Below are 15,507 nucleotides of genomic sequence, written 5' to 3' on the forward strand. Positions count from 1 at the left end.
CGATGGCGTTTGCGCCAATCGCCAAGCAACTACGTCCCGCGCGGCTTGGCGCGGCTGGTGGCGGCGGCGAGCAGCGGATTTTCCGGCCATACGTGTTTGGGGTAGCGGCCGCGCATGTCGGCGCGCACATCGGCCCAGGAGCCGCGCCAGAAACCGGGCAGGTCGCGCGTCGTCTGGATCGGCCGGTGCGCGGGCGACAGCAGTTCGAGCGTCAGCGGCACGGTGCCGCCTGCGATTGCAGGGTGCCGGTCGAGGCCGAACAGTTCCTGGACACGAACCGCCAAAACGGGCCATTCGCCGTCATAGCGGATCGGCACGCGACTGCCGGACGGCACGTCGAAATGGGTCGGCGCAAGCGCGTCGATCCGGCGCTGCAAATCGTGCGGCACAAGCGCCGTCAGCCCGGCCGGGACGACACCCGGATCGATGGCCGAGAAGGATGCGGCACCCGACAGGAACGGCAGCAGCCAGTCGTCGAGGCGATCGATAAGTGCCGTGTCGGACATATCGGGCCACGGCGCCCCAAGGCCGCGATGCAGCCAGGACAGGCGCTGGCGCAGCGTCTCGGCCTCCTTGCTCCAGCTCAGCAGCGAAAGTCCATGTTCGCGCAAGGCGTCAAGCATGGCGCGGTCGGCCTCATTGCCGGTTGGCGGAGGCAGCATGCGCTCGGCCAGCGTGATAGCGCCGAGGCGTACGGTTTCGCGCACGCGCACGGCGCGGCGCTCGCGATCGAAGCTCGTTTGCCTGCGGGTTTCGATCCTTTCCGCCAGTGCTGAACGAATATCGTCCTCGCTGATCGCCGCCGCCGCCGTGATGCGCGCATTCTGCGCCTTGCCCTGCAGGTCGGCGACAACCAGAAACGCCTCGCCGGCAAGCGGATCGGCAGCATCGAGCATGGCACCGGAGCCGTTGGCCAGCACGAAACGCCCGCGCTCGCCGCGCGCCTTGGCGACGCGGTCGGGCCAGGCATGGATGAGGAGAGGACCAGCGCTGCCACCCTCCCCCTTGTGGGGAGGGTCGGCGCGTAGCGCCGGGGTGGGGGTGCGGCGCCAAAGCCCCCCGCCCCGCTCCGCTTCGCGGATCGACGTTCCGGGGCGAGCCACGGGTCTCGCCCGTCCTTCGGACCCCCATAAGGGGGAGGGTGAAGAGGCCTGCCTCGCCAGGCGTTCGGCGAGTTGCCGCGCGGCGGTGGCGCGCGGCGATCTTTCCTGGCGAAAGCGCATCAGCCGGCGTTCGAGATCGGCGCCGTCACCGCCCAACCCGCGCTCGGTCAGCAGCACCGCGAGCATGGCCGCCTCGCCGGCATGGCCGCCGCGGGCCGCCTCGGCGACCATATGCGCCAGCCGCACCGGCAGAGCGAGCTTGCGCATCGCGGCGCCCGCTTCCGTCAGCCGCCCCGCCTCGTCGATGGCATCAAGCGCGCGCAGCAGCGCCCTTGCCTCGTTGAGCGCCGGGGCCGGCGGCGGATCGAGGAAGGCGAGGCTCGTCGGATCGGCGACGCCGAAGGCGGCGCAGTCAAGCAGCAGGCCGGAAAGGTCGGCCTCGAGGATTTCCGGCGGGGTGAAGGCTGGAAGCGACGCCGTCTGTTCGGCGCGCCACAGTCGGATGGCGACGCCGGCCTGCGTGCGTCCGGCACGGCCGGCGCGCTGGTCGGCGGAGGCCTTGCTGGCGCGCACCGTCTCCAGCCGCGTCAGGCCGCTGGCCGGCTCGTAGCGCGGCAGCCGCGACAGGCCGGAATCGATGACGACCCGCACGCCGTCGATGGTGATGGAGGTCTCGGCGATCGACGTAGCCAGCACCACCTTGCGGCGGCCCGCCGGCGCCGGCCTGATCGCCGCGTCCTGCGCCTTGCCATCGAGCATGCCGTAGAGCGGCACGATATCGGTGTCGGCGCCCACCTTGCCGGCAAGCCGCTCGGCGGTGCGCTCGATCTCGCGCTGGCCGGGCAGGAAGGCAAGCACGCTGCCGCTCTCGTCGGCAAGAGCGGAGCGGATCGCCTTGGCCATGGCATCTTCGATTGCGATGCCGGCCGGCCGTTCGTCGTAGCGGATGTCGACGGGAAAGGCACGGCCTTCGCTTTCGATCACCGGCGCGCCCGACAACAGCTTCGCGACACGGGCGCCGTCCAGCGTCGCCGACATCACCAAGACGCGCAGGTCCGGCCGCAGCGCGCCTTGCACGTCGAGCGCCAAAGCGAGGCCGAAATCGCCGTCGAGCGAGCGCTCGTGGAATTCGTCGAAGATCACGGCCGAGATTCCGGGCAGTTCGGGATCGTCAAGGATCATCCGCGCCAGCACACCTTCTGTGACGACCAGTATTTTTGTCCGGGCCGAAGTGCGGTTCTCCATGCGCATGGCATAGCCGACGGTGGCGCCGGGCTCCTCATCAAGCAATTCGGCCATGCGGCGGGCGGCGGCGCGGGCGGCGAGCCGGCGCGGCTCCAGCAGCACGATCTTGCCCGTGCCCAGCCATGGCGCATCGAGCAGCGCCAGCGGCACCAGCGTCGTCTTGCCGGCGCCGGGCGGCGCCACAAGCACGGCGCCGTTGCCGGAGCCGAGTGCATGGCCCAGCGCCGGCAGCACGGCGGATACCGGAAGCTCCGGCAAGACTTTTGTCGTCATCGCGCCCGCATATCAGCGCTCGTGGTCGCCATGCAACCGGCGCCAGATCAAAGCCGGGTGCGCGAAAACGGGTTCCAGCGCACCGTGCCCAACCGTACTTCCTCGCGCACCATGGTGAGCAGGCCGGACCCACCGACGACCGCGAGGCCGACCAGCGACAGCCAGTCGGGATATTCCCGGAAGAACAGCGCACCGAGGATGACCGCCCAGACCATCTGCGAGTAATGCGTCGGCGCGATCCGGTTGGCGGGCGCGTATTTGACGGCCAGCAGCTGCAGCAATTGTCCGCATGCGGTGAAGGCGCCGGCCATTATCAGCCATGCAAGCTGCCTTGCGTCGGGAAGCGTGAACGAGGTAGCGGCGATGCCGATGCCGTTGAACAACAGGCCGTAGCCGATCAGCACGCCGAGCATGGTCGTGCGCTTTTCCTGCTTTGCCAGCGAGCGCATCAGGATGACGCTGGCGGCTGCCAGAAAGGCCACGCCAAAGGCGGCGAGGTGTCCAAGATTGAGTTCGCGAAAACCCGGTCTCACCACCAGCATGACGCCAGCAAAACCGGCGACCACCGCCAGCCAGCGCCAGGGCCCGACCTTTTCCTTGAGGACGACCGTGGAGAGGATGGTGACGCAGAGCGGCGCCAGGAAGACGAGCGCGTAGACTTCGGCCAGCGGAATGGTGGTGAAGGCATAGACGCTAAGCACGCCCGAGGCGATGCCGGCCCAGGCGCGCGCCTGCACCGCCCAAGGCCGTTTGGTGCGCCAGAAATCACGCCAACGCTCGTCCGCCGGCCGGGTGAAGAAGAGAAAGCAGCCGGCAAACAATATCGAGAAGAAACCGATCTCGAACACCGTGAACTGCCCACCCAGGCTTTTGACAACGGCATCGCTGCCCGAATAGCTTGCATAGGCGATCAGGGCGAGCAGGATTCCGTTCGTCACGTTTTTCCATTTCCGGGGAGAGAAGCGTTGAAAATACTGGCGCTCGGCGCGCATCCTGACGACATCGAGATATTCATGTTCGGTACGATGGCGGCCTATGCGGCGCAAGGCGCAGAACTGACTTTTGCCATAGCCACGGATGGTGCCAGGGGCGGCAAGAGCGATCCCACGGTTCTCGCCCGTGTCCGTCGCGAGGAGGCAACGGCCGCGGCCGCGCTGCTCGGGGCGGCGCCGCGCTTCCTCGACTTTCCCGACGGCAGGCTGGTGGCGGATAACGCGCTGATCGGCGCGCTGAAGACGCTGATTGGCGAAACCGGACCGGATCTGGTGATTACCCATGCGTCCAACGACTATCACGCCGACCACCGCGCGCTGTCGGACGCCGTGCGCATCGCGGCGTCGTTCGCCGTACCGGTGCTGCATGCCGACACGATGGGCGGCACCGGATTCTCCCCGACCCATTATGTCGAGATATCAGCCCAGGCCGAGATCAAGGCCAAGGCGATCCGCCTGCACCAGTCGCAGGATCCGGAGCGCTTCGTCGACATCGCCCGCACGCAGAATTTTTTTCGCGCCGGCCAGTGCAACGGCGCGCCGGGATCACAGGCCGAAGCCTTCCGCTTCGAGCCGATGTTTCCCTTTGCAGACATTCGCGACCTGCTGCCGCCGGCGCCGCCGATCCGACCGGTCATCGTGAGCACCAAAAGGGTCGACTGAGCCGGGAGACGGCTGCTCCATCGCGGTGACCGTGCCCGACGACGAGACCACCGGCTGACGCACCGGTGCACACGGCCACATGGGCACGCCCGGGCCGGACCGTGCTTTTCTTCCCGGAGGGCCACGATGTCGCACCTTTGCGGCCAGGACCGGGCCGGATCAGACGAATTGAGGGAAGACATCGCCGGAAAAAACAGCATAGGCTATTGCCAGGACGGCAAATCTTCCCGGGGAGGAAACGGATGGCTTCACGCTATCACGAGGTCTATGACGGCTGGAAACGCGACCCGGAAAAGTTCTGGGCGGATGCGGCGAACGCCATCGATTGGTACACGCCTTACGACAAGGTGTTCGATGCGGAAGCCGGCGTTTATGGCCGCTGGTTTACCGGCGCCACCTGCAACACCTGCTACAATGCCCTCGACCGGCATGTCGCCGGCGGGCGTGCCGACCAGATCGCGCTGATCCATGACAGCGCCATCACCGGCACCGTGAAGACATTCACCTATGCCGAGCTCAAACGCGAAGTGGTGGCGCTGACCTCGGTGCTGAAGAACCGCGGCGTCGGCAAGGGTGATCGCGTCATCATCTACATGCCGATGGTGGCGGAAGCGGCCATCGCCATGCTTGCCTGCGCCCGCGTCGGCGCCGTGCATTCGGTCGTCTTCGGCGGTTTTGCCTCGCATGAGCTCGCCACCCGCATCGACGACGCCAGGCCGAAGGTGATCATTTCGGCCTCCTGCGGCCTGGAGCCCGGCCGCGTCGTCGCCTACAAGCCGCTGCTCGACAAGGCGATCGAGATATCCCGCCACAAGCCGGACGCCTGCCTGATCCTGCAGCGCGACCAATTGCGCTGCGAGCTCAGGGACAATTACGACATCGACTATGCGGACGCGGTCGCGCGCGAGCAGGCGGCCGGCGCCAATGTCGACTGCGTTCCAGTGCTTGCCACCGACCCGCTCTATATCATCTATACGTCAGGCACGACCGGCCAGCCCAAGGGCATCGTTCGCGACAATGGCGGCCACATGGTGGCGCTCGAATGGACGATGGAAAACGAGTTCGGCGTCAAGCCCGGCGAAGTGTTCTGGGCGGCGTCCGACGTCGGCTGGGTGGTCGGCCATTCCTACATCGTCTACGGGCCGCTGCTGCATGGCTGCACCAGCATCCTGTTCGAAGGCAAGCCGGTCGGCACGCCCGATGCCGGCACCTACTGGCGGGTGATCGCGCAGCATGGCGTGGTCGCCCTGTTCACCGCGCCGACGGCGTTCCGCGCCATCAAGGGGCAGGATCCCAGGGGCGAATTCGTCGCCAGATACGACCTGTCGAAATTCCGAACGCTGTTCCTCGCCGGCGAGCGCGCCGATCCCGAAACCATCAAATGGGCGGAGCAAAAACTGAACGTGCCGGTCATCGACCATTGGTGGCAGACCGAGACCGGCTCGCCAATGACCATCAACCCCGCAGGCCTTGGCCTGCTGCCGGTAAAATACGGCTCACCCGGCGTGCCGATGCCCGGCTACGACATCCGCGTGCTCGACGATGCCGGCCACGAGGTGCCGCGCGGCACGCTCGGCAATGTCGTGGTCAAGCTGCCGCTGCCGGCGGGCTGCCTGCCGACGCTGTGGAACGCCGACGCCCGTTTCCGCCAGGCCTATCTCGACGAGTTCCCCGGCTTCTACAAGACGGCCGATGCCGGCATGATCGACGAGGACGGCTACCTCTACGTGATGGCCCGCACCGACGACATCATCAATGTCGCCGGCCACCGGCTGTCGACCGGCGCCATGGAAGAGGTGCTGGCAACGCATCCCGATGTCGCGGAATGCGCCGTCGTCGGCATCGCCGATTCGATGAAGGGCCAGGTTCCGCTCGGCTTCGTCGTGCTCAACGCTGGTGTCTCGCGCGAGATCGGCCTCATCGAGAGCGAAGTGGTGGGGCTGGTGCGCGAGCGCATCGGCCCGGTCGCCGCCTTCAGGACGGTGGTGACGATCAAGCGGCTGCCGAAAACGCGGTCGGGAAAGATCCTGCGCGGGACCATGCAGAAGATCGCCGACAAGGAAGACTGGACCATGCCGGCGACGATCGACGACCCGGTCATCCTCGACGAGATCACGGCCGTGCTGAAGGAGCGCGGCATCGGGGTCTAGATGATCGGGCGCAGCAGACACGATCCTTCCGTTTATTGAGCGGTCGGCGCCGCCCCCCCATCCGCCTGCCCGCACCTTCTCCCCATGAAGGACGGTAGCGACGTACTCCAGTGCCGACTTCCCCCACTCCCCGTCGTTCGCGGGTGAAGGTCGGCGCCAACTGTCACATCCGGCCAATCTTTTGTTGTGCAATGCAACAACAGACTCTAGGGTTTGGCTTGGGGGGCCATTCCAAAGGCACGGCATGGCTCAGCACAAGGCGACATTCGGCGGCGTCGACATATTGCGTTTCCTGGCCGCCGTCATGGTGATGTTCTATCACTATGGCTTCTGGGTATGGGCATTCCCTGACGGGGTTTCGGCGCGCGCGACCGGCGGCATCCCGCCCCATCCCGAAATGGCCTTGGTCGGCTCCGGCTGGGTCGGCGTGCAGATATTCTTCGTCATCAGCGGTTTCGTCATCGCCTTCAGCGCCGAGAATTCGACGCCGCTGCGGTTTTTCGAGGCAAGGGTGAAAAGGCTGGCGCCGGCGGTCTGGATCTGCGCGCCGGTGACCGCGGCGGTGCTGCTGCTCACCGGTCTGAGCTGGCCAACCGATGCCGTGATCAGGCTCGTTCGCACCGGCCTTTTCGCGCCCTACGGCCCTTGGGTGGACAGCGTCTACTGGACGCTCGGCATCGAGATCGCCTTCTACGCTGTCGTCTGGATCCTGTTGCGGCTTGGCCGCTTCCACCTGATGGAGACGGTGGCAGTCGTGATCGGCCTCGTCAGCACGCTGTTCTGGTGCCTCTATTATCCGCTCGGCTGGTCCGACCTCGCCGAGACACGCTGGCTGCAGCTCGTCCTGGTGCACCATGGCTCTTTTTTCGCCGTCGGCGTGCTCATCTGGCTGATGCGGTTCAAGGCGGTGACGGCCTCGCGCCTAGCCTTCTGCCTGCTGTTCCTGGGCGGGGGCGTGCTGCAAATCGCCAGCTCGGTCGACGTCCACAGCATTAAGGTCGGTGCCGCGATGCCCTATGCGCCGCCGATCCTTGTCTTCCTGGTCGCCATCGCCCTGATGGCGTGGTCGCTGCGGCTCGACCTCAGCTGGAGCGGCTGGCGCCGGATCGGCCTGATGACCTACCCGCTCTATCTGATCCACGACGTCATCGGCGCGGCGGTGCTCGGCGCGATGGTCCGCGCCGGGCTGCCTTATCTGTTGTCCATGGCAACGGTCGGAGCGACCATGATCGCGGCAAGCTGGCTGGTGGCGACCGAAGCCGAACCGCGCATCCGGCTGCTGCTCGACCACACGGTGTTCCGCTACCGGCTCAGGGCCGCGTAGTCGCGATCTTGTTGACCAATGAGGATTGACCAACAGGCACCTCGGTGCCTTCCTCGCAGGAGCGCACTGTCCAGCCGCAGGGTTCCGAGGCCTGGATAGGGAGTCGCGGCCCTGTACAAAGCTAGGGACCAATCGATGCGGATCGTCAGGATAGCCGAACTGGAAATCGATCCTGACCAGATCGACAGCTACAAGGCCCTGATTGCCGAAGAGATCGAGGCCTCCGTGCGAATCGAGCCGGGCGTGCTTTTCCTTCATGCCGTGTCGGAAAAAGGTGCGCCTGAAAAGGTGCGCGTGATCGAATGCTACGCCGATCAGACGGCGTACGACGCCCATCTGACCACACCGCATTTTCTCAAGTACAAGACGCAAACGGCGAACATGGTGCGGTCGCTTCGGCTTATCGAAACCGACCCGATCGCGCTGTCTGCGAAACCCGGTCAGAACTCAAACTGACCAGGGCTTGGACCGACACCGCCGTCCATCCAGAGCGGACGATCGACCTGCCGTCGAAATCGCTGGCAAGCGAAATAGACTGATCTGCTCTGGGGCCGACCTGCTTCCAATCCATGTCGCCAACCTCAAAGCGCGTCGATTCTGCGCAATATAATATTGCTCCGGATGTCATTTCATAGACATCGTCAATCAGCCAAAGAAACCGGGCGTCACGGGCTAGCATGGGTCTTTGGATCGGGCGCGGCTGCTTGAATCCGCCAAGCAGTACGGAAGCTACCTCGTTATAAATTCGACCCTTGAAGATGCCCGTACTTGTTTCGCCGGCTTGTTCGCTTTACGAACGGCAATGACCCTCATCTCTCGCATTGCCGCCCTTGCTTTGCTCGCCATCATTGTGTTCGCGACGCTGTCGCCAATCCAGATGCGGCCCCACCTGGGTGACCCAGATTTCGAACGCGCCCTCGCCTACGTTCTGTTCGGCGTGGCAATGGGGCTCGGCTTTCCAAACCGCTTGGCTGGAACTGTCACTATAGTTGTCGTCGTAGCCACTGTGCTGGAGCTGATGCAGCTCCTCGAACCCGGTCGGCATGCGCGCCTTTCGGACGGCTCACTGAAGGCTTTGGCAGGCATCCTCGGAATAGTTGTCGTCCATCTCAGTCTTTTGGTGGCGAGCCGCTATTGGCCGCGTAAGCTGACATTGCCTGCCGAATGATGCCCGGGTTTAGACTCCCACTGTAGCCCGCCGCAGCCACATAGGCGATGACCTGCCTCGTCACTCAGGCACGGAAATCGCCACGGTTGAACTCAGACCGTTGTCTTGCTGCGCACTTCGGTCTTGTCGAGATAATAGCTCGAGTACTGGCCGAAGAATTTTTCGGACGCTCCGAACGAGCCGTATTTGGCGAGCTTCTTGAGATCGACCTTGTTCAGCACCGCGCCGACGATCTTGTTGGCGACATAGGGTTCGGATTCGAGCATCGACCTCACCATCGCGCGCGGCGTGCGGCCCCATTCGGTGACCAGCACGAAGCCGTCGACAAGCGGCGCGAAGGCCTTGGCGTCGACCACCGGCCCCAGCGGCGGCAGATCGACGACGATGTATTCGAAGGTCTCCTTGGCGTTGTCGATGAAGCGCCGCATGCCGGCCGAGGAGAGAAGCTCGCTGGTATGCGAGAAATTGCCGCGCAGCACGGCCGGAATGATCGCCAGCTTCGTCTGCCGGTCGATCTTGCCGACCGACTGCCAGGTCTGGCCGCTCACCACCGCTTCCATCAGTCCCTGCTCGGCCTCCATGCCGAGGCTGCGGCTCAAGCCCGGATTGCGCAGGTCGCCGTCGATCAGCAGCGTCCTGGCGCCGTTGGCGGCGAGCAGTCCGGCCAGATTGGCCGCGACCGTCGACTTGCCTTCGCCGGGAAGGACCGAGATGACGCCGATGACGCGGCTGCCCTGCCCTTCCATGACGACGTCGAAGGCGATCTTTGCGCTGCGCAGCGTCTCGGAGAACATCGACGCCGGAGCATCGACGCTGACGCGCATGCGCGCGCGCTTTTCGGCCGCGGCCGGCGATTTGGCGGTTTTGAGATCCGGGTCGGCCGGCTTTTCCTCCCTGGCGGTCTTGCCGCCGATGACAGGCAGATAACCGAGGAATTTGAGGCCGACGCGGTCGCGGACATCCTCGCCGGTCCTGAAGAAACGCTCGTTGAATTCGTTCAGGCCGCCGAGCCCGGCACCCATCAACGTGCCCAGCACAAGCGAGAGCGCCAGCACAACCACCGTGCGCGGGCTGGAGGCGCTGAGCGGCGTCGATGCATCCGAGATGATGCGGATCTTGCCGACCGGGAAGGATTGCTGCTGGGCGGCTTCCTCGTAGCGGCCGAGGAATGTCTGGTAGAGCGTGGAGAGCGCCGTCGCCTTCTGGTCGAGTTCACGCAGCTTGACCTGCGACTGGTTGTCGATGGCGCTCTTGCCTTGCGCCGCGGCGACATTGGCCCTGAGCGCGGTCTCGCGCGCCAGCGCCACTTCATATTCGTTGCGATAGCTTTCGGTCAGCTGCTTCAGCTCGCCGAATATCTGCGCCGATATGTCGGCCTTCTCCTTGGCGAGCGCCACCGCCTGCGGATGCTGCGGCCCAAAATTGGCCTCGACATCCTGCTGCCGCTTGGCGACGGCGAGATAGCGCGTCTTGAGCGCCGCGATGACCGAGCTGCTCGGCTGGTCGCTCGATATGGCGGCATCCTTGAAGGCGTTCTCCGAACCGCTTTCGACGATTGACTTGTACTGCTGGTAGCGGGCGCTGGCCCGGGCCGTATCGGCCTGCGCCACGATAAGCTGGGCGTTGAGGTCGGCAAGCTGCTTGGCGCTCATCAGCTGGCCGTCGCTGTTGGCGGACAGGCCGTGCTCGGCCCTGAATTTCTCGACCGCGAGCGATGCCGCCTGCGAGCTTTCGCGCAGTTCCGTCAGCCGGCCCTGCAGCCAGACCGCGGCGCGCTCGGTGGCATCGAAGGAGGCGTCGAGCTGGTCGGCGAGATAGGCATCGGCATAGGCCTTGGTGATCGCGGTCGCCAGTGCCGGGTCCGTCGCCTGGTAGCCGAGCGCGATGACATAGCTTCGCCCGACGCGCTCCGCCTGCACCTCGTTCTGCAATTTGAGGATCGCGTAGTCGCGACGTGAGGTCGCGATCAGCGCATCGCGGGTGGCGGGGTCGAGCTTGGTGACGTCGCCGACGCCCGGCATGGGAGGACTAGGGCGAACATACTGGATCAGGCCGCGGATCAGGCCAATGCCCTGGGCGAGCGCCGACTGGGGCGGGTTCATGAATGCGTCGTTGCGGTCGAGCTTCAGCTTGTCGACGACCACGGCGGCAAGCCTCGTCGAGGTCAGGATTTCGATCTGGCTCAGGATGGCCGAATCGGTCTGCATGGTCGTCGACGCCGCCGAAATGTCGTCGACGATCTTGTTCAGCCCCTCATCGATCAGCACGCTCGAGACCGATTGGTATTTGGGCGGCGTGGTCTGCAGATAGAGCAGGCCCAGGACAAGACCAATGACCGCGCCCAGGACAACCACCTTGGCCTGCCGCGCTGCCATGCCAAGCAGCCGCTCGACATCGATGAAGTCTTCGCCGTCTCCTGCTTCCGAATTCGGCAATGGCATCCTCTTGTCGAGAGGAAAGTTGGCATAGTTCATCTTCGGTCCAATTCCAGAGCCCGTCCATCCCAATCATCGGGATGGGCTCTATCTCACTGTTTGAACATGATCTTTTCCGAAAACCGCCTTGCGCTTTCCGGGATCATGCCTTGGCTCCCAGGCACTTCGAAGATCGGGAGCATTGCCAAAAAGCAACGCAAGTTCCATGCCGGACGCCACAGGGCGTTGCGCGCATCGCACCGTCAGCCGTCCGACAATGCTCCCGAAACATGGGCATTATGCGGCTTCTTCCTGTCGTTCATGCGACCGGACGAACTCCTGGAGCATCTCGAAAACCGGACCCTTCATGTCGTCGCGCGCCAAGGCGAAGGCGATGTTGGCCTGGATAAAGCCCTCCTTCGAGCCGCAGTCGAACATGCGGCCCTTGAAAGGCTGGGCAAAGAAGGACTGCTCCTGCGCCAGGCGGACCATGGCGTCGGTCAACTGGATCTCATTGCCCGCGCCGCGCTGCTGGTTGCCGAGCAGGGCGAAGATCTCGGGCTGCAGGATATAGCGGCCGTTGATGTAGAAGTTCGACGGCGCATTGGCCGGCGCCGGCTTTTCGACCATCGCCGTCACCTCGAAACCGCCGCCAATGTCGGCGCCGCGGCCGACAATGCCGTATTTGTTGGTCTCGGTCGGGTCACAGCGCTCGACCGCAATGACGTTGCCGCCGGTCTCGGCATAGAGGTCGGCGACCTCGGCCAGGCAGCCGCGGCCGCCGAACGAGACCATGTCAGGCAAAAGCAGGGCGAAGGGCTCGTTGCCGATGACCTCGCGCGCGCACCAGACGGCGTGGCCAAGGCCTTGCGGGGATTGCTGGCGGATGAAGCTGGTGGCGCCGGCCACCGGCAGCAGGCTTTCCAGCGACTGCAATTGCGCCTTCTTGCCGCTCTGCTCCAGTGTTCCGATCAATTCCGGATGCAGGTCGAAATAATCCTCGATAACCGCCTTGTTGCGGCCGGTCACGAACACGATGTGCTCGATGCCGGCCTCGAAGGCCTCATCGACGGCGTATTGCACGACGGGCCGGTCGACGACGGGAAGCATTTCCTTCGGCATCGACTTGGTCGCCGGCAGGAACCGCGTTCCAAGCCCCGCCACCGGTATCACGGCCTTCCTGATTTTCTTCATCGCAAATTCCTTCTGAGGAGATCGACTTCAGTCCATTCGCAGGCCAGGAAAAATCCCTCCATGTGCCTGCATCTTCACCTCCCCGCCCCCACGGCAAATTGTGCCGCTACTCGTCGCAACCGCACGGCGATCGGCATGCCCATATGCCTGACCGCCGCCGGGTCGCTGAGCGCCGTCCGGATCGCCTTGAGCGGGGACCGCGCCTTGATGTGCTGGACCATCGACAGGAACGAAGCCGCCTTGCGCAGGCTGCGGCTGCGCCGGGCGAAGGCCGCTTGCGTGGCCGCGTCCATCTGATGGCTTTGAGCGAAAATCGCATCGGCCTTGCGCATCGCCTCGACGTGATGAGGCTCGAGCACGCGCGAAATGGAGCCGCTGCGGATGTGATAGACATAGCCGATGTCAGGCTCGACCACGCACCTGCCGCCCTTGGCCAGGGCGTTGGCCAGGAAAATGTAATCCTCGCCGATGATCAGGTCCTCGTCGTAGCGAAGTCCGTTTTCTTCCAGGAAGCGGCGCTCGAAGATCGGCTTGAGATAGCCGAGATTGAACTTCGATTCGAAGACGACGTTGCCGGCGATATAGCTGGCCAGCGAGATCTCGCCCAATTCCTCCAGATAGCGCGTCGGGAACATCGCATCCTCGATCACGCCGTCCTCGCGGACGACCTGGAGGTTGTCGACGGCGATTTGCGCGCCCGCCCTTTCAGCCCGCGCGATCATGGCGGCGATGCGGCCGGGATAGACCGCGTCGTCGGAATCGAGGACCGCGACCCAGCGACCTCGGGCAGCCTCGAGGCCGGCATTCCTGGCGCCGCCGGGGCCCCTGTTCTGCGCGAGCGCCACGACGCGCACGATGTCCTGCGGATAGGCCCTTGCCACGTCGAGCGTGGCGTCGCGCGACTTGTCGTCGACGACGATGACCTCGACGCTGACACCCTTTTGCGCGATGGCGCTGGCGATCGCCCGGTCGAGGGTCGCTTCGGCGTTGTAGGCTGCAATGACGAAGGAAACGTCCGGGACGAAGCTGACGTCAGGCTGCACGCTTGCCTCCTTCCTGTGGCGAGGGCTGGCCGTAGAGACGAATCTCGCGGATGCCGACAAGGCCGCTGACGACGCCGACATGCATAATGCCGCGCAGCACGCTGCGGTTCCGCCGCACGGGGCTGCCAAGGAAGGGAAACGCCGCGGCGAAGCAATAGGCTGCCTTTGCCGAGGCAATGCCGACCTGTTTGACCAGGCCAATGCCGCTCGCATTGCGCCCCAGGAGATGGCCATGCGTCTGCCCGACGCGGAAGCGGCGGCGGCCAAGCCAGTCGAACGCGGCCCTGGTCCGCGGCACGGCCTCGTCCACCCAAGCCTCCGGAGAAAAGGCGATCGTGCCTCCGGTCTTGTGCATCTGGTCGAAGAATTCGGTGTCCTCGCCGCCGGTCTGGCCACGCGCCAAGCTGAAGCGGCGCCCGCGCAGGCTGTCCGACCCCATGTCGAGCAGCACGTTGCAGGTGTAGCCGGTGCGGATCTCGCCGCGCACCCAGACCGGCAAGGTCGAATGGAAGTCGCCACGCCGCATCCAGTCCGGCGCATCGGCCCCATAGCGCGCCTTGACCGGGCCCAGCACAGCGGCGGCGCGACTTGCCTGGGCTGTTGCGACGAGCTCGGCAAGCCAGCGCGGCGAAGCCGTCTCGTCGTCATCGATGAAGGCGACGAAATCCGACGTGCTGGCGTCAAGACAGGCATTGCGGGCGATCGAGATGTTGCGCGCCGGGCAGTGGTGATAGCTGATCGGCAGCGTCAGTTCCCGCGCCAGGGCCGTCACCAGATCCCTGGCGCTCGGCGTGTCGTCATTGTCGGCGACGATGACCCGGACATCGAAACCGGCCGGCCTGTCCATGGCATCGAGCGAGCGCAGCGTGTGGGCCAATTCCGGCCGGCGGAACGTGCACACGCCGATGTCGATGCGGCGGTTCTTGCCTGTAACCGCCATCACGCGACCCCGCGCTGTTTGCCAAGGCCGAGAAGCTGCAGCCAGAAACCGACGGACCAGCCGAAATGCATGACCATCGCCGAGACGCCGGCAAGCGCGATGTCGGCATTGCGCTGGCTTACCGCCGTCCACAGGCCATAGCCGAGGCATACGGATGCCCAGATCAAAAGCGGCACCGCCGCCAGCCAGTGCACGAAGGAAAAGGCCGCGAGCACCACCACCGGGAACACCAGCAGCGGCACCATCTGCCGGACCTTCGGGATGACGCGGTGCTTCAGGACATTCTTGGCGCGTCCGCGGCCGTAGCCGAGATACTGGAAATAGAGGCCGCTGAGCGACGCGCGCGGATAGTAGACCATCTGCGTCCTGCCGCTCATCCAGATCCTGTAGCCGGCCTGTCTCAGCCGGTAGTCGAGCTCGGCGTCCTCATTATGGCTGAACGTCTCGTCATAGCCGCCGACGGCCCGGAAGGCAGAAATCCGCATCAGCGCGTGATGGCCGTGATCGACCCATTCTCCGGCGGACAGATGCCTGTGCTTGGAACCGCCGGTGCCGAGCTTTGAATTCTGTGCCGCCGCGGCCGCCTTCTGCACGGTGCCGCTGCCGCTGGTCAGCATCGAGACCACGACAGAATCGGCGCCCGTGGCCAGCGCTTCCTCGACCAGCCGGTCGCAATAGTCGGCGGGATAGCCGCCATGGGCATCGATGCGGATCAGATATTCGGCACCATCGCCGAATCTGGCGACGGCAAGATTGATCGCCGCGCTCTGGATGCGCTTTTCATTGTGGAGCAGGATGATGCGGGGATCTTCCTTCGCACGCTCGCCGACAATGGCCGGGGTACCATCGGTGCTGCCGCCATCGGCAACGACGATCCTGGCGCCGAGCCTCGCGGCCGCGGGGCTGAGCTGGTCGAGCAGCACACCGATATGGGCTGCCTCGTTGAGGCAGGGAATCACGATCAGGCTGGAGGGGAGCGCTTGCATCATCGGGCGATC

12 protein-coding genes are annotated in these 15,507 nt (G+C 65.0%); 5 read left to right on the forward strand and 7 right to left on the reverse strand.

What is annotated here, in order from left to right; genetic code table 11:
• Nucleotides 1–29 precede the first annotated feature (29 nt).
• On the reverse strand, nucleotides 30–2,621 hold the full coding sequence (gene hrpB / locus FJ426_RS02040) for an ATP-dependent helicase HrpB (protein WP_140559745.1): 2,592 nt from the start codon (nucleotides 2,619–2,621) through the stop codon (nucleotides 30–32).
• Between the two features lie 47 nt (nucleotides 2,622–2,668).
• Entirely contained in the window at nucleotides 2,669–3,559 is an 891-nt protein-coding gene (locus tag FJ426_RS02045) for a DMT family transporter (RefSeq protein WP_140497147.1), read from the reverse strand.
• A 27-nt stretch (nucleotides 3,560–3,586) separates the two neighbouring features.
• Here FJ426_RS02045 and FJ426_RS02050 point away from each other — a divergent pair, with 27 nt between their 5' ends.
• From FJ426_RS02050 to FJ426_RS31215, 5 genes are all read left to right on the forward strand, one after another.
• A complete protein-coding gene (locus tag FJ426_RS02050) occupies nucleotides 3,587–4,276 on the forward strand; it encodes a PIG-L deacetylase family protein (RefSeq protein WP_140523588.1) in 690 nt (229 codons plus the stop codon).
• Between the two features lie 242 nt (nucleotides 4,277–4,518).
• The gene (locus FJ426_RS02055; RefSeq protein WP_140824718.1) at nucleotides 4,519–6,426 is read left to right on the forward strand and encodes a propionyl-CoA synthetase; all 1,908 of its coding nucleotides are present in this window, start codon (nucleotides 4,519–4,521) and stop codon (nucleotides 6,424–6,426) included.
• Between the two features lie 244 nt (nucleotides 6,427–6,670).
• A complete protein-coding gene (locus FJ426_RS02060) occupies nucleotides 6,671–7,750 on the forward strand; it encodes an acyltransferase (protein WP_140559747.1) in 1,080 nt (359 codons plus the stop codon).
• A 135-nt stretch (nucleotides 7,751–7,885) separates the two neighbouring features.
• Nucleotides 7,886–8,206, forward strand: a complete 321-nt coding sequence (locus FJ426_RS02065) for a putative quinol monooxygenase (RefSeq protein ID WP_140556862.1) — start codon at nucleotides 7,886–7,888, stop codon at nucleotides 8,204–8,206.
• A 229-nt stretch (nucleotides 8,207–8,435) separates the two neighbouring features.
• Nucleotides 8,436–8,918 (forward strand): hypothetical protein, encoded by a 483-nt coding sequence (locus FJ426_RS31215; RefSeq protein WP_181176915.1) that lies wholly within the window; start codon nucleotides 8,436–8,438, stop codon nucleotides 8,916–8,918.
• Nucleotides 8,919–9,010: 92 nt separating this feature from the next.
• On the opposite strand, the gene FJ426_RS02075 is transcribed toward FJ426_RS31215, so the two are convergent.
• From FJ426_RS02075 to FJ426_RS02095, 5 genes are all read right to left on the reverse strand, one after another.
• Entirely contained in the window at nucleotides 9,011–11,392 is a 2,382-nt protein-coding gene (locus FJ426_RS02075; RefSeq protein WP_140497157.1) for a polysaccharide biosynthesis tyrosine autokinase, read from the reverse strand.
• A gap of 237 nt (nucleotides 11,393–11,629) precedes the next feature.
• A complete protein-coding gene (locus FJ426_RS02080) occupies nucleotides 11,630–12,526 on the reverse strand; it encodes a UTP--glucose-1-phosphate uridylyltransferase (RefSeq protein ID WP_140512943.1) in 897 nt (298 codons plus the stop codon).
• A 74-nt stretch (nucleotides 12,527–12,600) separates the two neighbouring features.
• Nucleotides 12,601–13,569, reverse strand: a complete 969-nt coding sequence (locus FJ426_RS02085; protein WP_140559748.1) for a glycosyltransferase family 2 protein — start codon at nucleotides 13,567–13,569, stop codon at nucleotides 12,601–12,603.
• On the reverse strand, nucleotides 13,559–14,509 hold the full coding sequence (locus FJ426_RS02090) for a glycosyltransferase family 2 protein (protein ID WP_140559749.1): 951 nt from the start codon (nucleotides 14,507–14,509) through the stop codon (nucleotides 13,559–13,561). The genes FJ426_RS02085 and FJ426_RS02090 overlap by 11 nt, the downstream gene beginning before the upstream one ends.
• Nucleotides 14,509–15,498: a glycosyltransferase family 2 protein gene (locus tag FJ426_RS02095; RefSeq protein ID WP_140497165.1), complete on the reverse strand. Its 990-nt coding sequence runs from the start codon at nucleotides 15,496–15,498 to the stop codon at nucleotides 14,509–14,511. The genes FJ426_RS02090 and FJ426_RS02095 overlap by 1 nt, the downstream gene beginning before the upstream one ends.
• Nucleotides 15,499–15,507: the final 9 nt, after the last annotated feature.

The organism is Mesorhizobium sp. B2-6-4, assembly GCF_006441495.1.
GTDB lineage: Bacteria > Pseudomonadota > Alphaproteobacteria > Rhizobiales > Rhizobiaceae > Mesorhizobium.

Coding starts and splice junctions, on each gene's coding strand:
- FJ426_RS02095 (WP_140497165.1), bottom strand. CDS start 15,498: ATGATGCAAGCGCTCCCCTCCAGCCTGATCGTGATTCCCTGCCTCAAC.
- FJ426_RS02080 (WP_140512943.1), bottom strand. CDS start 12,526: ATGAAGAAAATCAGGAAGGCCGTGATACCGGTGGCGGGGCTTGGAACG.
- FJ426_RS02060 (WP_140559747.1), top strand. CDS start 6,671: ATGGCTCAGCACAAGGCGACATTCGGCGGCGTCGACATATTGCGTTTC.
- FJ426_RS02065 (WP_140556862.1), top strand. CDS start 7,886: ATGCGGATCGTCAGGATAGCCGAACTGGAAATCGATCCTGACCAGATC.
- FJ426_RS02090 (WP_140559749.1), bottom strand. CDS start 14,509: ATGGCGGTTACAGGCAAGAACCGCCGCATCGACATCGGCGTGTGCACG.
- hrpB (WP_140559745.1), bottom strand. CDS start 2,621: ATGACGACAAAAGTCTTGCCGGAGCTTCCGGTATCCGCCGTGCTGCCG.
- FJ426_RS02075 (WP_140497157.1), bottom strand. CDS start 11,392: ATGAACTATGCCAACTTTCCTCTCGACAAGAGGATGCCATTGCCGAAT.
- FJ426_RS02055 (WP_140824718.1), top strand. CDS start 4,519: ATGGCTTCACGCTATCACGAGGTCTATGACGGCTGGAAACGCGACCCG.